The organism is Mesorhizobium sp. Root102, from assembly GCF_001425625.1.
Classification (GTDB): Bacteria; Pseudomonadota; Alphaproteobacteria; order Rhizobiales; family Rhizobiaceae; genus Mesorhizobium.
Genome location: NZ_LMCP01000002.1, coordinates 1 through 20,215 on the forward strand (window position 1 = coordinate 1; position 20,215 = coordinate 20,215).

The window sequence follows — 20,215 nt, forward strand, 5'->3', positions numbered from 1 at the left end:
AATCCCCGCTGAAAAAACGCAGGGTAAGGGTCAAACATGGGTCAATTCTCGATGGAAATATCCTGGGTTGCCGGGTCAGTTCTCAGTGGCAATCAACAACAGGCGCTTTGCCGGCGATCTATTGGCCGACGAGGGTGGCACGGGGGGCCGGGGCGCGTGCCTATTATCCGATTGGGTTCACGATTATCTGCAGTGAACATTCCGACCCCCTCAGGTCCGCGTTCAGGTGCCCGTCGAGACAGCCTTGGCCTTGACGATCCTGCCCATGAGGCGGTTGATCCGGGCCTCTTCACGATACGCCAGAACCCGCTCAGGGTTGTCCTTGCGCCATCGTCGAGCCGCTTCGATCTTCCTCGCCCTGAAGGCAGGGTCGGATCGATAAAGGCTGTTCTCGCGCTCTCGGGCCGGCTCCGGGTTGTCGAAGTAGGCGGCTCTGCTCCGAGCCCTCAAGGCATCCTCATCGGGCCGTTGATAGGACTTGTTGTATTCCTTCAGGTAAGCCTTGCGGGCCTCTGCGGCTTCTTCCTTCGAGGCAAACTTGCGCCTCGGCATCGTGTACTTTCGCTTCGGTCGTTCAGACGACATGGTCCTTTTGAATGATGGGTCCGCTGTTGACCAGAACCACCCCCTCGAAGCCGACGAGTGGTCGGGTAGGGAGAACTCCCCGGTCCATGTATCGACTGGAGCCAATCTGCGGGGAACAGCGAGGACCGTGCAGACGGAGGAGGTGGTTCTGGTCAAGAGCGAACGACGATTGAGCAGCTATCCGAAGCTGGCCACAGCGGAACCGTAGGAGAAGGACCGACATCCTCGGTTCGGAACCCGATGGAGACCCTTGCAAGTCTCGACACCGGCAACCACCCACGCATGTGGCCAGCTTCGGATAGATGTTCATGTTGAATACGATTGGGAGGCTTCTTCAGCCGATGGCTTGCAGGGACGACTACGGACTTGTGCAGCCTCGGGTCACGTCAAGGTCCCGTTGAGGAAGTCGATCAGGTGTCACTGAGAGGGCACCTCGGGATCATGGTCAGGTCTCCTCTCGGGTAGCACCTTCAAGCTGGATGGATCAGTGACTACTCTGTCCTTGTTCCACTTCAGGTCAGCTCTCTTCCTCCCCTGACCCCTCCCTATAGGTGAATGCAGAGAACTCTGGGTGAAGCAATAGGTGGATGATCAGGTGAACCGGGAGGACAGAGACAGCCCGAGGGCCACTCATATCATGTGAGGGGATTAACTCTCATGAGGTCAGGAAGCCACGAGGACCGTCTCCTATCACGTGGGGGGATTAACTCGCCCAGTCGATCAGTCGAGACACCGGCACCCGGCTACGCCTTGTCCCGCAGAGAGGCGTCTGATGATCCCCGGTGTAGGACACCAGCAAGACGCTGAACGGGCTTCTGGAGGCGTTACCGCGCATCGTTCTGAGGGTTTCTGAAGGCGAACCCTGGAGATCGAACCTACGAGCGTCGTAGCCCTTTATCGGATGAAGGCTTTCTGTCGCCGACAGAAAAGTGCAGCTCAGGGGCAGGGATCGGATCAGTCCCCTTTTCATAACCCATGGCGTCAGGAGGGGCGTTCGGTGTTCCCTAGTTAGGGCCGACGCCTGCGGCCTCTTGCTGGCGGATGAACTCCCCGATCTTACCCTTTCGTTGCGCTTCCGAGAGTGATAACGTGGTGTTTCCGTGCATAGATTAAGCCTTTGAATTAGCGGGCATTTTTCGTCTATGTCGACAGGGCGCCGACAAGCAATGATCCGAAATGGCTGAGCAACAAAGTTTTGAATTCACTTTTCCAGAGCCGACTTTACCACAGCTTTGGACTCCAGACGACATTTTCAATGCTTGCGATTTCGACACTATCAGGCGCTTCAAGGAAGACCACCGCGTAGAGCGTAAGCGCGTGACTGTCAGCCAGCGCGACCTTGTCGACTACCTTTCGATGTGGGCGAACACGCAACCTTCCGGCGGAATCGTGTTTATAGGCATCGGCAACGATGGGGAAATAATAGGCTGCAAGGCGTCCGAAGAGTCCCATCGCAATGATTTACGTGCTGTTCGAAGGCTCTGTTCCGACGCTCGTGTTGAGTTCAAGGATGTTGCCGTCACCAACTCAAAGGACGCCGACGATTTTGTCATCGTGATGCGGGTTTATTACCGGGAAGACAAACTCGTAGAGACCGATTTTGGCGAGGCTTTCGTAAGAGAGGGTTCGGAAAAGCGGCGCTTGACGGAGGCTGAGAAGCGGGAAATTCGCCTCCAAAAAGGTGAACTTGATGTTGAGTCCGAAGCGATCACTGCCCTTAAGTTTCCGCAGGATTTCGACAGCGCCCTTATGGACGAGTTTCGACGCCAGTATGTGGCGAAGAGAAGGCTGGAGCGCCAGTATTCCGTAACCGATGTTTTGGCCTTGTGTAAGCTAGGGAAGCAGCGCGCAAGCGGCTTCGAACCGAACCTTGCATGTGCGCTTCTCTTTGCGAATGACCCTCGTGCCGTGGTGCCCGGCGCGTTCATACGGGTCATTCGCTACCACGGGATAGAAGAACGATTTGGGCAAAGTCAAAATGTCCTGTCGGATGAATTCTTCGACGGCCCTCTAGCCACGCAACTGGTCAATGCCGAGACCTACATTAACTCCCAGGTGCGGAGCTTTATTCGCCTTGGCGTTGATGGTCGGTTCCAAAACAATCCCGAGTACCCCAAGACGGTATGGCTTGAAGCGATTGTCAACGCGATCATGCACCGGTCTTACAACCTGAAGAACATGAATATCTTCGTGAAGATGTTTGAGGACCGGATGGTGATTGAATCGCCGGGCGCGTTCATGCCGCCGACCACGGCAGCGACCGTCTACGAATCTCACAACCCGCGAAATCCAAATCTCATGTGGGCGATGTTCTATTTCAATCGTGTCCAATGTGCCTACGAAGGCACACGACGAATGCGTGAAGAGATGAGACACGCAAACCTTCCAGATCCGATTTTCGATCAAATGCAGATCGGCACTTTCAAGATAATCGTAACGCTTAAGAACAACGTCGAGCATCGGAAATTCTACATCCGCTCTGAGGCCGCACACGCGATCAACCCAGAGATATATGAGACACTGACAGAAAGCGAAAAACTGATCGTCAACTATTTGGCAGATCAGAAAAAGGTGACGGTGAAGGATGCAGGATTGGTGATTGGGCGAGACTGGCGCGGCGCTAGTGCCGTCCTTACGTCATTGGAGAGCAAGGGCGTTGTAGAGCGAACGGCGGGGAAGTACCGCAGCAGGCATCGGTACTACTATCTGAAGCGCCCCTTGAAGCAGTGATGCGAGCCGGTGCCGGAGGTTCCCCGAGCAGCCGATTACACTCACTTGTTTGAAGGGGATAATCCCCTTCATTTATTTTCCACGACCATCCAAAAGCGGCTGAAGAACACGTCCTGCACCCGCTTGATTAAGGAGCCTCTCAGGCTTCCCCCAAGATCGTCTTCAGCATCGCCTTCAAGCGACTGCTGTTAGCCACCGGCAGCTCGCAGCGCATCAGTGGCAATCTGCAGCCACGCATCCACGCCACCTCCGTAACCCTCTCGGGCCTCGCCCTTGGTGTGCCCGAGGAGCCGGTCTCGGACGCTGTCCTGCACCCCAGCCAGATCGAGCTTGTCGGCCATACGGTGCCGCAATGAATGCGCGGGGCCAATCTTCGGGTCCTTGACGACTGCCCTGACGTGCTTGCTCAGGATCGCTGAACAGGACGCCGGGCCACCCTCGCGGCAGTAGGCGGGGAACAAGGCGGTTTCGCCCTTGGCTGCCTTCACAGCCTGCTTAGCGGCCACCAGAGCGTCACCGAGGAGAGGGACCCTTCGGCGTGATGCCATGGTCTTGACGCGCCTGTCGTCGTGCCACTCTACTTCTATGTGCGGGACCGCGTGATCGAGGAAGACATCCTTGACACGAAGCCCGGCGACCTCAGCGAGGCGACATCCGGTGCCTTCGAGGATGCGCCAGATGTGACCGAGGGTTTCACTGGCGTGGCCATCTACGCGCTGCCGTACCATCTTGACCTCCGCATCGGTGTAGGGCCGGCGCTTGTCCCGGTCGGGCTCGGCCTTGTCCTTGTCACCGACCTCCAGACCCATGAACGGGTTCTTGCAGGAGAGGTCGAACTCTTTAAGAGCGTGGTTGATGGCGGCCCGCACCACATTGAGATAGCGGTCCACCGAGGTGGCGCTGCGCCCATCGAGCATGTGATCGCGGACTTCCTTGGCGTCTTGGCGCTTCAGGCTGTCGAGCGTCCTGCTCAGTTCCACGGCCTCGGCTACCAGCCGGAAGACCCGCTCCAGTTCGAGACCCTTCTTCCGGTCATCCTTCACGCGCTCGGTGAGGTAGAGCCGCTTGGCATCTTCGAGCGTCGGCTCGGGTTTCCTGTCGGGGACGACCAAGGCGCGGTAGAGGTCAGCCTGTCCGGTCGCCTCCAGATGATCCGCCATGACGTCGACCTCGTCGGGGTCCGTCAGGTTCCACTCAGCGACGTGTCGGGTTGCCCATCGATACCGCTCAAGCTCTGTCTTGGCGATACCTGGCTGTGCTGATGATGCAGTCGCCGGGGCGCGCAGCTTCCTCATCGCATCAACGATGGACCGCTCGACCGCAGCGTGGACCTTCGGGTAAGCTCTCAGGGCCTCCGCTTCGGTCCTGCCAAGGGGCTCTAGGAACTCCCTTTTGCCGATGACCGGGCGTAGTTTGTCGGGGACGATGCGGCGATAACGCCACCCAGCTTTGCCGCGTTTCTGGAGGTAATTCACTTCGACCAACATTCCGATTTGTATCCCGCTCTGTATCTCGGGATGTATCTCGGGGGAAGCTGGGACCCTTGAAAACCTTAGGATTGCTGGCTTTCAGTGTGGAAAGTGGCTCCCCGGGCCGGATTCGAACCAGCGACCAACCGGTTAACAGCCGGTTGCTCTACCACTGAGCTACCGGGGAACGGAGGCTCTTATGTGAGTGGCGCAGCCTATAGCTGCCCTTTTCGGCTTTGCAAAGAAGCATTTCGCATTTTTCCGAGGCTTTTTCGCATAGGCGTTTCTCGCAATCGTCGATGGATGCCCTCATATTAGCCGTCTTGGCAGGGGGCAGGGAACCGAATGCGCGGCTGCGGCTTGGTTTAACGATGCTCCTGAACGATCAAAACGGGTCAATCTTTCGAGACGATGACAGCACAGGACAATCAGATGCCGGCGCGAAAAATCTCGGTTTTCGGGCGTGAGTTCAAAATGCCGCGTTCGCGCGGACTCAGAATCACCATCGGTTTCCTGCTGACCATCGGCGGCATCCTCGGTTTCCTGCCGATCCTCGGCTTCTGGATGGTTCCGCTCGGATTGCTCGTGCTGTCCTATGAATTCGCCATGGTTCGGCGCCACCGACGCCGCTTTGTCGTCTGGTGGGAACGGCGCCGCCGACCGGATTGACGTCGATAGCGCAAGGTGCGCGCTTCAGCGGCTGGCGTGCTCTTCCAATGCATCGTGGATTTGCTTGAGAATCGCCGCGGCCGAGGCAAGCCTTGCCCGGTCGTGCGGCGAAAGGCTGCTCGCACCTTCGATGGACAGGCGGTCGATGGCGTGGTGCAAAAGCTCTCCGCACCGCGACAGGGACAGGCCGGACGGCGCGTTCTTGTCCTTTACCACAGTTGCCTGGTGCATCGCTTTGCCTCCTGGCGTGCTCAACGCGTGGGCCGTTGATGCGTTTCTTCCGGCGGTTGGTCATGCTTAACAATCGGCTAATATGCCGTTGTGTTGCCTGGGTAATGAGGATTTGACGGATGCTGTCCGCACTCGCGCCGAGGAAACCGTTCGGAATGCACGGTGGCCGCTTGACGGCATTTTCGCCGCAACCTATTGGAACCGGGTGGAACGCCGGGAGCAACGAGGCCTCGTGGCGGAGTGGTTACGCAGAGGACTGCAAATCCTTGCACCCCGGTTCGATTCCGGGCGAGGCCTCCAATGCCCGGGCCCCCGCGCAGCAGCGCTGGGGCCTGAAGTTCCTGACGTAATGAACCGCGGTTCTGGCGCGGCAAGCGGATTGGTTGGGACATGAGCGCTGATTTCTCCGAGCTTCGCGTCAAAATGGTCGATGGTCAGGTTCGCACCACCGATGTGACCAGCGCGCCGCTGATCGACGCCATGCTTGTCGTCCCAAGAGAGGTCTTTGTCGGCGCCGCCCAGCGCGATCTCGCCTATATCGACGAGGACATCCGCATTGCCGCAGGCGCTGACGGCGCGCGCTACCTGATGGAAGCCTCGCCGCTGGCCAAGCTGATCCAACTGGCCGAGATCAACCCGACCGATTCGGCGCTCGATGTCGGCTGCGGCACGGGCTACGCCTCGGCCATCCTGTCGCGGCTGGCCGGATCCGTGGTCGCGCTCGAAAGCGATTCGGCGCTGGCCGAAACCGCCAGATCGACGCTTTCGTCGCTTGGCTGCGGCAATGTGACCGTTGTCCAGGGGGTATTGCCGCAAGGGCATGCAGCCCAGGCTCCATATAATGTCATCTTTGTCGGCGGCAGCGTCGCGGAAGTGCCGGCCCCGCTGCTCGACCAGCTTGCCGAAGGTGGCCGACTCGTCGCCGTCGAAGGACAGGGCAATTCCGGCGTGGCCCGACTTTTTTTCAAAGCGGGGGGGGTTGTAACCGGAAGACGCGCGTTTAATGCGGCAATTAAGCCACTACCGGGATTCGAACGCATTCGTGCCTTCGAATTCTGAATGATTTTGCCTTGCAGGAGAGGCGTTGTCATGGTCGCTTGCATTTGAACGATCATTGCTGATCCCAGACTGGGGGCACTTTGGGGCTGAGCAGCAGGGAACATGAAACACGCCGCTACAGCTGCTCAAAGGAGAAGCTGGCGCGGCGCAGTTCCCATGGAAACGAATGAGGGTTTAACCGTGCCGTCTGTACGCAAGTCATTTTTCACCGCCGTCCTCGTTTCGGCGACCATGCTGTCCCCACTGGCCGCTTCGGCCGAAAGCATCTCCGGCGCGCTTGCAAAGGCATATCAGTACAATTCTTCGCTTAATTCGGCCCGTGCCGGCGTTCGTGTCACCGATGAGGGCGTCGCCATCGCCAAGTCGGGCTGGCGCCCGACCGTCACCGGCTCGGCGAATATCGACTACTCCAGCAGCCATCTCAACGGCACCAACTCAAGCGTGCGGCTGACCACCGGCAATTTTGGCGTCCAGATCAATCAGACGCTGTTCGATGGTTTTCAGACCAGGAACAATGTTGCTGCCGCCGAAGCACAGGTCCGCGCTTCGGTCGAAAGCCTTCGCAACACCGAAGAGGGCATCCTGTTCAGCGCCGCTCAGGCCTATATGAACGTGATTCGCGACCGGCAGATCGCCGTGCTGACCGAGCAGAACCTGCAGTTCCTGACCGAAACGGCGCGCGCGGCACGTTCGCGCTTCGAGGTTGGCGAAGGCACACGCACCGACGTGGCGCAGGCCGACGCTTCGAGGGCGGCCGCCGTGGCATCGCTGAGTGCTGCCCGGGCGCAGGCATTGGCAAGTGCGGCACTCTACCGCCAGATCGTCGGCGACGAACCTGGCAAGCTCAAGGGCGCTTCGCCGGTGGCAAAGCTGTTGCCGTCGAGCCTTGCCGCCGCTGTCGGGGTGGCCTCGAACGAGCATCCAGCCATCCTTGCCACCCAGCACCTGGTTGATGCCGCCGCGTTTTCGGTGAAGTCGGCCGAAGGTGCGCTGCTGCCGCAACTGTCGGCATCCGCTGGCGTTTCGAGCGCTTATCGCAATACCTCGCCCTTGCCGGGCGTCGGTTCGCAGGACGGCACGACAAATTCGGCCAGTGTCGGGGCAACGCTGACCATCCCGATCTATTCCGGTGGGCGCACCTCGGCGATCGTGCGCCAGGACAAGGAATCTCTCAGTCAGGCCCGCATCGAGGTCGACGTCAGCCGCGACCAGGTCCGCCAGGCCGTCACCGCCGCCTGGACCGAGTATACCGCCGCGCAGCAAAGCCTCGCGGCCAACAGGCAAGTGATCGAGGCAGCGAAGCTGGCACTGAGCGGCGTCATCGAAGAACGCAATGTCGGCCAGCGCACCACACTCGATGTCCTCAACGCACAGGCAACGGTCATCACCGCCGAGATCAACCAGGCCGGCTTTGAACATGATGTGGTGGTGGCGAGCTACGCCATCCTGCAGGCGACAGGTCGTCTGTCCGTCGATCGCCTTGGCCTGCAGGTGACAAAATACAAGCCTGAAGAGCACTACAACGCAGTCAAGGACAAGTGGTACGGCCTGCGCACGCCGGACGGCCGCTGAGGGCGTTCGGCCCGGACTTTGCCGTCTTCCCGTTTGAGCGCGCTTTTTTTGCCCCGCTGCTCTTGTGTTCGGGATCGCGCTAATCTGTTGAAATCCCACAAGTCCCCAGATTGGGGATTCTCGTGCGGCGCTCCGTCGGTTACGCTGTCGCCATGATTCGATCCGGCTTTGCCGGAGCGGAAACCCACAGGGGTCACAAAGGCGGCGGATGTGACGATGGCAACGGCAAGCAGCGCACAGCGCGAACCTTCCATGGAAGAGATACTGGCTTCCATCAGGCGGATCATCGAGGACAGCGACGGCGGCCGCAAGCAGCCGGGCGATGCCGATGAACTGCTCCAGGATCTGGAGCCGGCGTCGAACGCCGCCGCAGCCCCCGACGTCGAAGCATTTCGTGCCGACCTGCATGCGGCTCCCGAGGTCAGGAAGCCGGTGACGCTGGCGGGAGTCCAGGGACAGTTACCTGCGGTCGAGCCGGTGATCGCGCGCATGGAAACGCCGGTGCGCCCCGATCCCACCCCGGCAAGGCCATCGATGACACTTGCCGAGGTCAGCGCCCGTGTTGCGGCCGAGCCGGCCACTGTCGACGCACCAGCACCGCGTCCTGTCCTTGCCACCGACGCCCCCGTCGCCGACTGGCGGCGCGAGATCGCCGCGGTTGGCGAGCAGGCGAGGGCGGTGCCGGACAGGGGAGAGGCACGCAAGTCGGTTGCCCAGCCGCCGGTGGACAATTTCAGGGACGAGCCGGCCACGGACCCGGTCATCGAGCCGTCTCGTCCCGATGCAAGCGTGTTGCGGCCGGTGGCGGCCAGCGACGCGCCGCGTCCGGCGATCGTTTCCGAGCACACCGGCCGGCAGGTCGCCGCCGCCTTTGGTGAGCTCTCCGATGCGTTTGCCAGCCGCAGCAAGAAGACATTCGACGAGATGGCAGAAGAGATGCTGCGGCCGATGCTGCAGGATTGGCTCGACAACAATCTGCCGACACTGGTCGAAAGGCTGGTGCGCGAGGAGATCGAGCGCGTGGCGCGCGGGGCGTAGTAGTTCCCCATACCGATTGCCCAGGAGAAACGGCGCCTTCGTGGCGCCGTTTCTCTTCGGTGAGGTCAGTTCGCGCTGGTGGCGAAGCAGATGAGGTTTCCGTCGGGATCCTTGACGATGAACGTGCGGGCGCCCGACGGTGCGGTTCGCAACGTCTGGCGGAACGGCCCGTTGCCGCCTTGTCCCGTTGAAATGTTCATGGTCACGCCTATTTGACGTCGAGTGTCCAAGACAGCCCTTGCGGTTGACTTGGCCAATACCTTCCGATTTACACCGGACCAGCAAAACTCCCGACAGCGCGGACCATTTTCCCATGCTTGAAAAGACCTACGACGCAAAAACCGTCGAGCCGAAGATCGCCAAAGTATGGGAAGAGGCCGACGCGTTTCGCGCCGGTGCCGGGGCGGAGGAGGGGGCCGAGGCCTTCACCATCGTCATCCCGCCGCCGAACGTTACCGGTTCGCTGCATATGGGGCACGCGCTCAACAACACGCTGCAGGACATATTGGTGCGCTTCGAGCGCATGCGCGGCAAGAACGTCTTGTGGCAGCCGGGCATGGACCATGCCGGCATCGCCACGCAGATGGTGGTCGAGCGTCAACTTATGGAGAAGCAGATCCATCGCCGCGACCTTACCCGCGAACAGTTCATCGAGAAAGTGTGGGAGTGGAAGGCCGAATCCGGCGGCGCGATCTTCAACCAGCTGAAGCGGCTCGGCGCTTCGGCCGACTGGTCACGCGAACGCTTCACCATGGACGAAGGCCTGTCCAAGGCCGTGCTCGAAGTGTTCGTCACGCTCTACAAAGAAGGGCTGATCTACAAGGACAAGCGCCTTGTGAACTGGGATCCCAAGCTGCTGACCGCGATCTCCGATCTCGAGGTCGAGCAGCAGGAGGTCAACGGCAATCTCTGGCACTTCCGCTATCCCATCGAGGGTGAGGTCTTCGACCCGGAAAATCCGAAAACCTTCATCACCGTGGCGACGACTCGTCCCGAGACGATGCTGGGCGACACGGCCGTCGCCGTGCACCCTGACGACGAGCGCTTCCGGCATCTGGTCGGCAAGAACATCGTTCTGCCGATCGTCGGCCGCAGGATTCCTGTGGTGGCGGATGAGTATTCCGATCCGGAAAAGGGTTCGGGAGCGGTGAAGATCACGCCGGCGCACGACTTCAACGACTTCGAGGTCGGCAAGCGCCACAAGCTGCCGGCGATCAACATCCTCACCACGGAGGCGGCGGTGAGCCTCAGGGAAAATGAGGATTTCCTTGCCGGCCTCGAGGTGACGCCGGAGCGCCAGGCGGTCTGGGATGAACTCGACGGCCTCGACCGCTTCGTTGCGCGCAAGAAGATCGTCGAGCTGATGGAAGAGGGCGGCTTCCTCGAAAAGGTCGAGCCACATCGCCACGCGGTGCCGCATGGTGATCGCGGCGGTGTGCCGATCGAGCCGTTCCTGACCGAGCAGTGGTATGCCAACGCGGCGGAACTGGCCAAGCCGGCGATTGCCTCGGTGCGCGAAGGCCGCACGAACTTCGTGCCGAAGAACTGGGAAAAGACCTATTTCGACTGGATGGAGAACATCCAGCCCTGGTGCATCTCGCGCCAGCTGTGGTGGGGTCACCAGATCCCGGCCTGGTACGGGCCGGACGGGCGCGTCTTCGTCGAGAAGACAGAGGAAGAGGCCCTTGGCGCGGCGATCGAATACTATCTGGCACTGGAAGGCCCATGGAAGGCCTGGGTCGAGGACAAGCTCGAGAACTACAAGCCGGGCGAGATCCTGACCCGCGACGAGGATGTGCTCGACACCTGGTTCTCGTCGGCGCTGTGGCCGTTCTCGACCTTGGGATGGCCCGATGAGACGCCCGAGCTGAAGACCTACTATCAGACCGACGTGCTGGTGACAGGCTTCGACATCATCTTCTTCTGGGTCGCCCGCATGATGATGATGGGCCTGCACTTCATGGACGAGGAGCCGTTCCACACCGTCTATGTCCATGCGCTGGTGCGCGACAAGAACGGGCAGAAGATGTCGAAGTCGAAAGGCAACGTCATCGACCCGCTCGATCTCATCGACGAATACGGTGCCGATGCGCTGCGCTTCACCCTGACGGTGATGGCGGCGCAAGGCCGCGACGTGAAGCTCGACCCGGCACGCATCGCCGGCTATCGCAATTTCGGCACCAAGCTTTGGAACGCGACGCGCTTTGCCGAGATGAACGAGGTCGCGCGCAATGACGAATTCTGGCTGAACGACGCCAAGCTGGCCGTCAACCGCTGGATCCTGACCGAGCTGACGCGGGCCGCGCGAGAGATCACGGACGGCATCACTTCATACCGCTTCAACGAGGCGGCAGGCGCTGCCTACCGCTTCGTCTGGAACCTGTTCTGCGACTGGTATCTGGAACTGCTGAAGCCGGTGTTCATGGGTACCGACGAGGCGGCCAAGGCCGAAAGCCGCGCCTGCGTCGCCTTCGTGCTCGACGAGATCTACAAGCTGCTGCATCCGATGATGCCGTTCATGACCGAGGAACTGTGGGCGCAGACCGCAGGCGAAGGCAAGGAACGGTCGTCGCTGCTGTGTCATGCCGCGTGGCCGTCACCGGACTTCGAAGACGCGGATGCCGCCGCCGACATCAACTGGCTGGTCGACCTCGTCTCCGGCATCCGCTCGGTGCGCTCGGAGATGAACGTGCCGCCGGCAGCCATCGCACCGCTGGTCGTGGTCGGCGCCAACGCTGTGACACGCGAACGGCTCGTTCGCGAGGAATCCGCGATCAAGCGGCTGGCGCGGATCGGCGACATCTCGCTCGCCGATATCGCGCCAAAGGGTTCGGCGCAGATCGTGCTCAACGAGGCGACGATCTGTCTGCCGCTTGGCAGCCTGATCGATCTTGCCGCCGAGGCGGCGCGGCTGCAGAAGGAACTGGCCAAGGTGACCGAGGAAATCGCGCGCTTGCACAAGAAGCTGTCGAACGAAAGATTCGTCGCCAGCGCGCCGGCCGAGATCGTCGATGCCGAGCGCGAAAAGCTCGCTGAGTACCGCGATGCGCAGGACAAGCTATCGGTGGCGTTGACCCGGGTTCGTGATGCCGGGTGAGGGATAGATTCGCTAGACTTTAGCCCTCTCCAAATGCCGGTTTTTTGCCTCCAAAATCGGCATTCCGTTGCGTTAATTTTGATGTAAACGGGAGTTTTTGCCCCATTGTTGCCATAATGTAACAATGGGGCCCGTGGCCCTTAAAAAAGCACTGTTTTCGAGCCTTTTTAGGCGGTTGTTCTCCTTTTTTTCGGACGATACCCCCGCATGGGCCGTTTTTCGCCCTTGCTGTACCCGGTTGCATTTTTTCGAAAATGCGCCTGGCGAATACGTACATGTACGCCCTTGAATTCGTTATTGCACCGTTAACCTGAATTGGTTCTAGCTTGATGCACTCGAATTCGGGGAGAACATCTCATGATTATTCTGCGACTGAAAGCACTGCTGGGGGCGGGGTGCTGTTCGCTGGCTTTGATCGGGACGGCGCACGCCGGTGGGTTGGAGCGCGGCGGTTACGACATCGATCTTTTGTTTGACCCGGCTCCGTTCGCGACCGAAGCGGAATCGACCTATGTGATGCCGCAGCGCAAACTCAAGAATGCGGTGGACACGGACCCGAACGACGGGGATGTGACATTCCTCGGTAGCACGGCGAAGGACAGCGAGAGCTATTGGGTCCCGCGCATCGGCGTCAAGGCGCAGATCGTCCAGGGTGTCGACTGTATGTTCGACTATTCCCAGCCTTGGGGCGCACATACAAATCCGGGTCTGTGGGCCGGTTCCGAGTCCAACATGGAAACCGACATCAAGAGCAACAACTACGCCACGACTTGCTCCTACAAAATGGATGCGGGCAAAGGCCAGGTTCGCTTCATTGGCGGTGTCTATTACCAGGAAGTCTATGGCTTCAAGCAAGACCTGGTATCGCCTCTGGTGCCGGATTTCCAGGGAACCGGTCGGGTGGATCTCAAAGGCACCGGCTGGGGGTGGCGCGCCGGCATCGCCTACGAAATCCCTGAGATCGCGCTGCGTGCCAGCCTCGTCTACAATTCGCGGGTCAAGCTCGACAATATCTCGGGCACGCTGGACCTGACGCATGTTGGCAGTGTCGTGCTCCCGATCTACGGTGCGACAGAGTACATGCCGGATACGGTGGAATTGAAGTTGCAGTCGGGCATTGCGCCCGGTTGGCTTGCCTTTGGTTCGCTCAAGTGGGTCAACTGGAGCCTGCTGCAGAGTGTTCCGATTTGTGTCCAAGGTACTCCCGCTTCGGATTGCGTTACGGGTGATACTCTGCATTCAGGCCAGATCACCTCGCTGGATTTGATGTACCGCGACGGCTGGACCGTCACCGGCGGCATCGGCCACAAGTTCAATGATCAGTGGAGCGCCGCCGGCCAGCTTTCATGGGATCGCGGCACTTCACACGGCTATGGCTCGCAGACCGATACCTGGACTGTGGGCGGTGGTGTCGCCTATACACCGAAGCCCAATATCGAAGTTCGTCTGGCCGGTGCGATTGGCGTGCTGACCAGCGGCCATTCGGGAACAGTGAATGGCGAAAACGGCTATGTGGCCGGCGAGGAAGTCAGCTATGATTTCGGCAACGATCTGGTCACGGCAATTTCGGGTGGCCTCAAGATCAAGTTCTAAGTCTCGGAAAAGTATAACAAAAGGCCGGGCATCGCCCGGCCTTTTTCGTTTGAGTTCGTGCTGCCCCGCGATTGTCTCAGCCAAGCTGCGTTGCATACGAGCCGCGCCGCTTTCGCCTCGTGCGATTGTGACGTTTTGGCAACACTTTCTGAACAACCCCTGCGCTAGAAGTCAGGCTGAGGAAATTGCCCATTTCCCGCCATAAACCCGGCGCACCTCGATCTTGTCTCGGGACACGCGCCAAAAGGCTCGGCGATGGGGCAGGCCGCACCGCCCGCGGCAAGGAAGAGTATGGACGCCAGAGTCATCTCCAAGGCCAAGCTGCCCAGTCGCCATGTGACCGTCGGTCCGGCGCGTGCGCCGCACCGTTCCTATCTCTATGCGATGGGCCTGTCGGCGGCCGAGATCGCGCAGCCGCTGGTCGGCGTCGCGTCCTGCTGGAATGAGGCGGCGCCCTGCAACATCTCACTGATGCGCCAGGCACAGGTGGTCAAGAAGGGCGTCGCGGCCGCCAGCGGCACGCCGCGCGAATTCTGCACCATCACAGTGACCGACGGCATCGCCATGGGCCATCAGGGCATGAAGTCGTCGCTGGTGTCGCGCGAGGTCATCGCCGATTCGGTCGAACTCACCATGCGCGGCCATTGCTACGATGCGCTGGTTGGCCTGGCCGGCTGCGACAAGTCGCTGCCCGGCATGATGATGGCCATGGTGCGTCTCAACGTGCCATCGATCTTCATCTATGGCGGTTCGATCCTGCCCGGCAGCTATCGCGGCCGCCAGATCACCGTGCAGGACGTGTTCGAGGCGGTCGGCCAGCACTCGGTCGGCACGATCGACGATGCCGAACTGCTTGAAATCGAGCAAGCCGCCTGTCCGTCGGCCGGCTCCTGCGGCGCCCAGTTCACCGCCAACACCATGGCCACCGTCGCCGAGGCGATCGGCCTGGCGCTGCCCTACTCCTGCGGCGCGCCGGCACCCTACGAGATGCGCGACCGTTTCAATTTCGCCTCGGGCGAAAAGATCATGGAACTGATCGCGAAGAATATCCGGCCGCGCGACATCGTCACGTTGAAGGCGCTGGAAAACGCGGCGACCGTGGTGTCGGCAACCGGCGGCTCGACCAACGCGGCACTGCATCTGCCGGCGATCGCGCATGAGGCCGGCATCAAGTTCGACCTGTTCGACGTGGCGAAGATCTTCGAGAAGACGCCCTACATCGCCGACCTCAAGCCGGGTGGCAAATATGTCGCCAAGGACATGTTCGAGGCCGGCGGCATTCCGCTGTTGATGAAGACGCTGTTCGACCACGGTTATCTGCATGGCGACTGCATGACCGTGACTGGCCGCACTTTGGCCGAAAACATGCAGCACGTTGCCTGGAATGAACACCAGGATGTGGTCCGCCCGGCCAACAGACCCATTACCCAAACCGGCGGTGTCGTGGGCTTGAAGGGAAACCTTGCCCCCGAAGGCGCGATCGTGAAAGTCGCGGGCATGGCGGAGTTGAAGTTCTCCGGCCCGGCGCGCTGCTTCGATTCGGAAGAGGAATGTTTCGAGGCGGTGACGCATCGCAACTACAGGGAAGGCGAGGTTCTCGTCATCCGCTACGAAGGGCCGCGCGGCGGTCCCGGCATGCGCGAGATGCTGTCGACGACGGCAGCGCTGTACGGCCAGGGCATGGGCGGCAAGGTGGCGCTGATTACCGACGGGCGCTTCTCGGGCGCGACGCGCGGTTTCTGCATCGGCCATGTCGGGCCCGAGGCAGCCGTGGGCGGTCCGATCGGGCTGCTCAGGGATGGCGACGTGATCTCGATCGACGCGGTGAACGGCACGATCGAGGTGGCGTTGTCCGATAGCGAACTGGCGGCGAGGGCAAAGACCTGGAAGGCGCGCACGACCGACTATCAGTCGGGCGCGATATGGAAATATGCACAGACGGTAGGGCCGGCGCGCGATGGCGCGGTGACCCATCCGGGCGGTGCGAAAGAAACACATTGCTATGCGGACATCTGAGTTGTTGAGGTCGTCTGTCTTTTCGGCACTGGTCGTGATCGCCACTTTTGGCGCGACCTTTGGCGCCGTGGGCCAGGCCATGGCCTTCGACGACAAGGTGTTCGACGACAAGACCGGCGTGAAGCCGCAATCCAGCCCCTGGGCGGTGTTCCAGTTCGGCTTCTCCGCCTATAAGAACGGCCACAAGGAACAGGCCGCCGAGGCCTATAAATACGCCGCCGAGAACGGCCAGATCGGTGCCACCTGGAAGCTTGCCCGCATGTATGCCGAGGGCGATGGCGTGGCGCGCGACGACTATGAGGCGTTCAAGTTCTTCTCGGAAATCGTCGACCAGGATGTCGAGCCCGGCTCGCCCGAGGAAAGCTATGTCTCCGACGCGCTGGTGGCGCTTGGCGACTATCTGCGCAAGGGTATTCCCGGCAGCCCGGTTACCGAGAACGAGGTCGCGGCCCAGGAATATTACATGCGCGCCGCCGCCAACTATCGCAATCCCAACGCGCAGTTCGAAATGGGGCAGATGTTCCTGAAGGGCGAGGGCGGCGTGAAGGCCAGCGTCAGGCAGGCCGGGCGCTGGTTCCAGCTCGCTGCCGAAAAGGGCCATGCCGGCGCCCAGGCGACACTGGGCCACCTGTTGTTCCAGAGCGGCAAGATCGTTCGTGGCCTGGCGATGATGACGGCAGCGCTCGAACGCGCTTCGCCTGCCGATCAGCCCTGGATCCGCGGCATGCAGGAGGAGGCATTCGCCACTGCCGGCGAAGCCGACCGCCGCACCGCGATCTCGCTGGCTGATGACATCCTTACCAAGGGCAACAACGCGGACCAGTAGTTTTGCAGCCGCGCTGGCCTCACCCAACAGCACTCTATTTCGATCTTGATCAGTGCGCGCTCGGCTCCGTCGGCACCATGCTGGGAGCCGGCGTCGAGATCGGCGTGGCGTGCGGGTGCGGCGCAATCGTGTTTGCGGGGCAGCTGTCCGCGACCTTCGTCCACGAGGTGTTGTTGAGCACCAGGTCGCAGCGGGCCAGATGGCTCTGGTCGGCAACCGTCAGGCAGGCGACCTGGCCAAGCTGGTAGGATTTTCCATTGGCCAGGCATTCCTGGTCGGCAAATGCCGCCGCAGGAGCGGCCAGGACAAATGCCAGGCCGATCGGACAAATAGAAAATCGAATGGTCATGGGAACCCCAGCCGCCATGCTGGCCCGCAACCAACGGCGCAAAATGGGGCGATGTGAGGGTTTAACGCAGTCAGGCAGGTTGCAGCGCTAGATCAATCGCCACCGGCACGTGATCGGAAGGCTTTTCCCAGGCACGCACATGCTTTTCGATCGAAGCCGATGAGAAACGGTTGGCGGCTTCCGGCGACAAAAGCAGATGGTCGATGCGGATGCCGTTGTTCTTCTGCCAGGCGCCGGCCTGATAGTCCCAGAACGTATAGGTGTCGGGCCTGTCGGTGACCGCGCGCACCGCCTCGGTGAAACCAAGGTTGAGCAGCCGCCGGAAGGCTTGCCGCGTCTGTGGCTGGAACAGCGCGTCGCCCAGCCAGTTCTCCGGAAACCGCGCGTCGATCGGCTCGGGAATGACGTTGTAGTCACCGGCCAGCACCAGGGCCTCCTCCAGCTTGAGCCGCTCCTGCGCCCAGCGCTCCAGCCGTGCCATCCAGGACAGCTTGTAGGGGAACTTTTTCTCGTCATCGATCGGATTGCCGTTCGGCAGATAGAGCGAGGCGACGCGCAATGCACCCTTGTCGGTCGAGAAAACGCCTTCGATGAAACGCGCCTGCTCGTCGGAATCGTCGCCGGGCAGGCCTCGGATCACCTCGTCGAAGCGCAATTTCGAGAGGATGGCGACACCGTTGAAGCCCTTCTGGCCATGAGTTTCGACATTGTAGCCAAGCGCCTCGATCTCGGCGCGCGGGAATTGCTCGTCGACAGTCTTGATCTCCTGCAGGCAGGCGATGTCGGGCGCGCTCTCGGTCAGCCAATGGGTCAGGTTGCCAATTCGGGCGCGCACGCCGTTGATGTTCCAGGTGACGATTTTCATGACGGTCTCATTGTTCTTGCGGCGGATGGCGTTCGACCAGTCCGATCGTATTGCCTGCCGGGTCCTTTAGGAAGGCCATCCATTCGCTTTCCCCCGCTGGACCGAACTGGCCCTCGGTATCGCGATGGACAAGCGACGGCGGCGCGGTGAAAGGGACACCCGAAGCTTTCGCCTGCGCATGGAAGTCCTCAAGGTCCGATATGTCGAGATAGACGGTGCCGGCAGGTATGCCGTCGGTGAACAGCAGTCTGATATCGTCGGCCATGATGAAGGCGATGCCCGGCGGATCAAAGCGGGCATGCAGACTCATGCCGAGCACGTCGCGCCAGAAGGCCAGTGTCGCGTCGAGGTCACGTCCAGCCGACAGCGCGATCTGACGGACCGCGCCGATGGCAGGCATGGCTATACAGAGAAGCTCGTGCCGCAGCCGCAGGAGGCGACGGCATTCGGGTTCCGGATCTGGAACGACTGGCCCATCAAATCGTCGACGAAATCGATCACCGAGCCGCCCATATAGACCAGCGAGAGGTCGTCGATCAGCACTGTGGCGCCGTCCTTCTCGATGGCGACGTCATCGTCATTCGCACCTTCGACCAGGTCGAACTTGTAGGAGAAGCCCGAGCAGCCACCGCCTTCGACCGAAACGCGCAGCGCCGTCTTGCCGGCCTCGCCCGAGACAATCTTGGCGATCCGCCTGGCGGCGGCCTCGGTCATATCGACTTTCATGGCAGTCTTGGCATCAGCGCCCATGGGCGTCACCTTGCTTTCGGTTTCACATGATAGGTATGAAGCGCGAGGGGCCAAGTCAACTGCGGCAGCATCAGCCATGACCAATGAGTTGGGCGACATCGGATTCGGTTATCGGCCACGCGCAGCCTATGCCTGCGATCCGGCAAAGTCGCGCGGGCGGCTGTTCGACGAGGTGGAAAGCCCGACCCGCACGCCGTTCCAGCGCGACCGCGACCGCATTATCCATTCGACGGCGTTCCGCCGGCTGAAACACAAGACGCAGGTCTTCATTGCGCATGAAGGCGACCATTACCGCACCCGGCTGACCCATTCGATCGAGGTGGCCCAGATCGCGCGCGCCCTGGCACGGGCGCTGCGTGGCGACGAGGATCTGGCCGAGGCGGTGGCACTGGTACATGATTTCGGCCACACGCCCTTCGGCCATACCGGCGAGGACGCGCTGAACGAGAAGATGGCCGCCTGGGGCGGCTTCGACCACAACGCGCAGTCGCTGCGCATCGTGACAAGGCTTGAGGCGCGCTATGCCGAATTCGACGGGCTCAATCTGACTTGGGAAACGCTGGAAGGCCTGGTCAAGCACAATGGACCGCTGACGGACGCCAACGGCAAAGGCCTGAAAGGGCCGGTGCCACAGGCGATCCGTGATTATTCCGAACTGCACGACCTTGAGATGGACCGGTTTGCCGGCATCGAGGCGCAATGCGCGGCGATCGCCGACGATATCGCCTACAACACGCATGATATCGATGACGGGTTGAGGGCAGGGCTCTTGACGCTGGACATGCTGGATACGGTTTCGCTGCCGGGAACGATCCTGAAAGGCGTGCGCGCACGCTATCCCTCCCTCGATGACGTGCGCACCGGCCACGAGCTGATGCGGCGACAGATCACCGCCATGGTTGAGGATGTCATTGTCTCCACCACAGCCAATCTGGAGCGCATCAGGCCGCAGAGCGCCGATGCGGTGAGGGCGGCGGGCGAGACGATGGTCACTTTCTCGGCCGAAATGGCCGCCTTGGAGAAAGAACTAAAGGCCTTTCTCTACAAGCATCTCTATCGGCATGCGAATGTGATGCGGGTGCGCGCGGAAGCCGAGCGGATCGTCAAGGAGCTGTTCGACGCCTATTTCGCCGATCCGCGCGCCATGCCGGACGGCTGGCGCGAGGGACTGGATCGGGCCGACGATCGCATCAAGGCGCGCAGCGTCGCCGACTTCCTGGCGGGTATGACCGACACCTACGCGCTCAAGGAACACCGGCGTTTGTTTGACCATACGCCTGAATTGAGCTAGGGCGGGCTCGATTTTGCCGGCCAACGAGCCGGATTCGCTGCAAAGCCGCCAGAGCCAGACCCCAGAGTCACACAA

The 20,215-nt window shown here is 61.0% G+C and carries 18 protein-coding genes, 2 tRNA genes and 1 pseudogene; 12 read left to right on the forward strand and 9 right to left on the reverse strand.

The features are described from left to right. On the forward strand, positions 1 to 196 hold a 196-nt coding region (locus ASD12_RS35025), incomplete at its 5' end, for a hypothetical protein (protein ID WP_210173851.1). A gap of 26 nt (positions 197 to 222) precedes the next feature. Here the strand turns inward: ASD12_RS35025 and ASD12_RS03435 are convergent. Further along, positions 223 to 552: a hypothetical protein gene (locus tag ASD12_RS03435; protein WP_056581947.1), complete on the reverse strand. Its 330-nt coding sequence runs from the start codon at positions 550 to 552 to the stop codon at positions 223 to 225. Between the two features lie 1,209 nt (positions 553 to 1,761). On the opposite strand from ASD12_RS03435, the gene ASD12_RS03445 reads away from it, so the two are divergent. Beyond that, complete coding sequence (locus ASD12_RS03445) at positions 1,762 to 3,315, forward strand: ATP-binding protein (protein WP_056581949.1); 1,554 nt, start codon at positions 1,762 to 1,764, stop codon at positions 3,313 to 3,315. 188 nt (positions 3,316 to 3,503) lie between these two features. Here the strand turns inward: ASD12_RS03445 and ASD12_RS03450 are convergent, their stop codons facing one another. Together ASD12_RS03450 and ASD12_RS03455 are read right to left on the reverse strand one after the other, a co-directional pair. Further along, positions 3,504 to 4,802: a site-specific integrase gene (locus ASD12_RS03450; RefSeq protein ID WP_056581950.1), complete on the reverse strand. Its 1,299-nt coding sequence runs from the start codon at positions 4,800 to 4,802 to the stop codon at positions 3,504 to 3,506. 94 nt (positions 4,803 to 4,896) lie between these two features. Beyond that, positions 4,897 to 4,971, reverse strand: a tRNA-Asn gene (locus ASD12_RS03455). A 224-nt stretch (positions 4,972 to 5,195) separates the two neighbouring features. On the opposite strand from ASD12_RS03455, the gene ASD12_RS03460 reads away from it, so the two are divergent. Then, complete coding sequence (locus ASD12_RS03460; protein WP_056581953.1) at positions 5,196 to 5,453, forward strand: hypothetical protein; 258 nt, start codon at positions 5,196 to 5,198, stop codon at positions 5,451 to 5,453. Positions 5,454 to 5,477: 24 nt separating this feature from the next. Here ASD12_RS03460 and ASD12_RS03465 read toward each other — a convergent pair whose 3' ends face one another. Continuing rightward, complete coding sequence (locus tag ASD12_RS03465) at positions 5,478 to 5,684, reverse strand: hypothetical protein (RefSeq protein WP_056581956.1); 207 nt, start codon at positions 5,682 to 5,684, stop codon at positions 5,478 to 5,480. Between the two features lie 226 nt (positions 5,685 to 5,910). On the opposite strand from ASD12_RS03465, the gene ASD12_RS03470 reads away from it, so the two are divergent. The 4 genes from ASD12_RS03470 (at position 5,911) to ASD12_RS03485 (ending at position 9,353) form a co-directional block, all read left to right on the forward strand. Next, a tRNA-Cys gene (locus tag ASD12_RS03470) sits at positions 5,911 to 5,984 on the forward strand. A 90-nt stretch (positions 5,985 to 6,074) separates the two neighbouring features. Then, positions 6,075 to 6,743: a protein-L-isoaspartate O-methyltransferase gene (locus ASD12_RS03475; RefSeq protein ID WP_056581959.1), complete on the forward strand. Its 669-nt coding sequence runs from the start codon at positions 6,075 to 6,077 to the stop codon at positions 6,741 to 6,743. 180 nt (positions 6,744 to 6,923) lie between these two features. Next, positions 6,924 to 8,315: a TolC family outer membrane protein gene (locus tag ASD12_RS03480; RefSeq protein ID WP_056582372.1), complete on the forward strand. Its 1,392-nt coding sequence runs from the start codon at positions 6,924 to 6,926 to the stop codon at positions 8,313 to 8,315. Between the two features lie 216 nt (positions 8,316 to 8,531). Further along, positions 8,532 to 9,353 (forward strand): PopZ family protein, encoded by an 822-nt coding sequence (locus tag ASD12_RS03485; protein ID WP_056581962.1) that lies wholly within the window; start codon positions 8,532 to 8,534, stop codon positions 9,351 to 9,353. 65 nt (positions 9,354 to 9,418) lie between these two features. On the opposite strand, the pseudogene ASD12_RS33920 reads toward ASD12_RS03485, so the two are convergent. Further along, positions 9,419 to 9,517: pseudogene (locus tag ASD12_RS33920) on the reverse strand (VOC family protein); the annotation flags it as partial. Between the two features lie 149 nt (positions 9,518 to 9,666). Between ASD12_RS33920 and ASD12_RS03490 the strand changes: the two are divergent. The 4 genes from ASD12_RS03490 to ASD12_RS03505 all read left to right on the forward strand — a co-directional run bounded on the left by ASD12_RS03490 (position 9,667) and on the right by ASD12_RS03505 (position 16,885). Beyond that, on the forward strand, positions 9,667 to 12,450 hold the full coding sequence (locus tag ASD12_RS03490; RefSeq protein ID WP_056581965.1) for a valine--tRNA ligase: 2,784 nt from the start codon (positions 9,667 to 9,669) through the stop codon (positions 12,448 to 12,450). Positions 12,451 to 12,807: 357 nt separating this feature from the next. Next, positions 12,808 to 14,043, forward strand: a complete 1,236-nt coding sequence (locus ASD12_RS03495; RefSeq protein ID WP_056581968.1) for an OmpP1/FadL family transporter — start codon at positions 12,808 to 12,810, stop codon at positions 14,041 to 14,043. A gap of 291 nt (positions 14,044 to 14,334) precedes the next feature. Beyond that, positions 14,335 to 16,059: a dihydroxy-acid dehydratase gene (gene ilvD / locus ASD12_RS03500; protein WP_056581971.1), complete on the forward strand. Its 1,725-nt coding sequence runs from the start codon at positions 14,335 to 14,337 to the stop codon at positions 16,057 to 16,059. Beyond that, entirely contained in the window at positions 16,046 to 16,885 is an 840-nt protein-coding gene (locus ASD12_RS03505; protein ID WP_056581973.1) for a tetratricopeptide repeat protein, read from the forward strand. The genes ilvD and ASD12_RS03505 overlap by 14 nt, the downstream gene beginning before the upstream one ends. Before the next feature lie 49 nt (positions 16,886 to 16,934). Here the strand turns inward: ASD12_RS03505 and ASD12_RS03510 are convergent, their stop codons facing one another. The 4 genes from ASD12_RS03510 to erpA are packed head-to-tail and all read right to left on the reverse strand — an operon-like array spanning position 16,935 to position 18,849. Then, complete coding sequence (locus ASD12_RS03510) at positions 16,935 to 17,252, reverse strand: hypothetical protein (RefSeq protein WP_056581976.1); 318 nt, start codon at positions 17,250 to 17,252, stop codon at positions 16,935 to 16,937. A 52-nt stretch (positions 17,253 to 17,304) separates the two neighbouring features. Further along, positions 17,305 to 18,099: an exodeoxyribonuclease III gene (gene xth, locus ASD12_RS03515; RefSeq protein ID WP_056581979.1), complete on the reverse strand. Its 795-nt coding sequence runs from the start codon at positions 18,097 to 18,099 to the stop codon at positions 17,305 to 17,307. 7 nt (positions 18,100 to 18,106) lie between these two features. Then, entirely contained in the window at positions 18,107 to 18,499 is a 393-nt protein-coding gene (locus tag ASD12_RS03520) for a VOC family protein (protein ID WP_056581982.1), read from the reverse strand. Between the two features lie 2 nt (positions 18,500 to 18,501). Then, positions 18,502 to 18,849 (reverse strand): iron-sulfur cluster insertion protein ErpA, encoded by a 348-nt coding sequence (gene erpA, locus ASD12_RS03525; RefSeq protein WP_056581985.1) that lies wholly within the window; start codon positions 18,847 to 18,849, stop codon positions 18,502 to 18,504. Positions 18,850 to 18,925: 76 nt separating this feature from the next. On the opposite strand from erpA, the gene ASD12_RS03530 reads away from it, so the two are divergent. Beyond that, entirely contained in the window at positions 18,926 to 20,140 is a 1,215-nt protein-coding gene (locus tag ASD12_RS03530; protein WP_056581987.1) for a deoxyguanosinetriphosphate triphosphohydrolase, read from the forward strand. Positions 20,141 to 20,215: the final 75 nt, after the last annotated feature.

Bases quoted from the DNA above. Each gene is read 5' to 3' on its own strand.
- ASD12_RS03435 (WP_056581947.1), bottom strand. From the start codon at position 552: ATGCCGAGGCGCAAGTTTGCCTCGAAGGAAGAAGCCGCAGAGGCCCGC.
- ASD12_RS03445 (WP_056581949.1), top strand. From the start codon at position 1,762: ATGGCTGAGCAACAAAGTTTTGAATTCACTTTTCCAGAGCCGACTTTA.
- ASD12_RS03450 (WP_056581950.1), bottom strand. From the start codon at position 4,802: ATGTTGGTCGAAGTGAATTACCTCCAGAAACGCGGCAAAGCTGGGTGG.
- ASD12_RS03460 (WP_056581953.1), top strand. From the start codon at position 5,196: ATGACAGCACAGGACAATCAGATGCCGGCGCGAAAAATCTCGGTTTTC.
- ASD12_RS03465 (WP_056581956.1), bottom strand. From the start codon at position 5,684: ATGCACCAGGCAACTGTGGTAAAGGACAAGAACGCGCCGTCCGGCCTG.
- ASD12_RS03475 (WP_056581959.1), top strand. From the start codon at position 6,075: ATGAGCGCTGATTTCTCCGAGCTTCGCGTCAAAATGGTCGATGGTCAG.
- ASD12_RS03485 (WP_056581962.1), top strand. From the start codon at position 8,532: ATGGCAACGGCAAGCAGCGCACAGCGCGAACCTTCCATGGAAGAGATA.
- ASD12_RS03490 (WP_056581965.1), top strand. From the start codon at position 9,667: ATGCTTGAAAAGACCTACGACGCAAAAACCGTCGAGCCGAAGATCGCC.
- ASD12_RS03495 (WP_056581968.1), top strand. From the start codon at position 12,808: ATGATTATTCTGCGACTGAAAGCACTGCTGGGGGCGGGGTGCTGTTCG.
- ilvD (WP_056581971.1), top strand. From the start codon at position 14,335: ATGGACGCCAGAGTCATCTCCAAGGCCAAGCTGCCCAGTCGCCATGTG.
- ASD12_RS03505 (WP_056581973.1), top strand. From the start codon at position 16,046: ATGCGGACATCTGAGTTGTTGAGGTCGTCTGTCTTTTCGGCACTGGTC.
- ASD12_RS03510 (WP_056581976.1), bottom strand. From the start codon at position 17,252: ATGGCGGCTGGGGTTCCCATGACCATTCGATTTTCTATTTGTCCGATC.
- xth (WP_056581979.1), bottom strand. From the start codon at position 18,099: ATGAAAATCGTCACCTGGAACATCAACGGCGTGCGCGCCCGAATTGGC.
- ASD12_RS03520 (WP_056581982.1), bottom strand. From the start codon at position 18,499: ATGCCTGCCATCGGCGCGGTCCGTCAGATCGCGCTGTCGGCTGGACGT.
- erpA (WP_056581985.1), bottom strand. From the start codon at position 18,849: ATGGGCGCTGATGCCAAGACTGCCATGAAAGTCGATATGACCGAGGCC.
- ASD12_RS03530 (WP_056581987.1), top strand. From the start codon at position 18,926: ATGACCAATGAGTTGGGCGACATCGGATTCGGTTATCGGCCACGCGCA.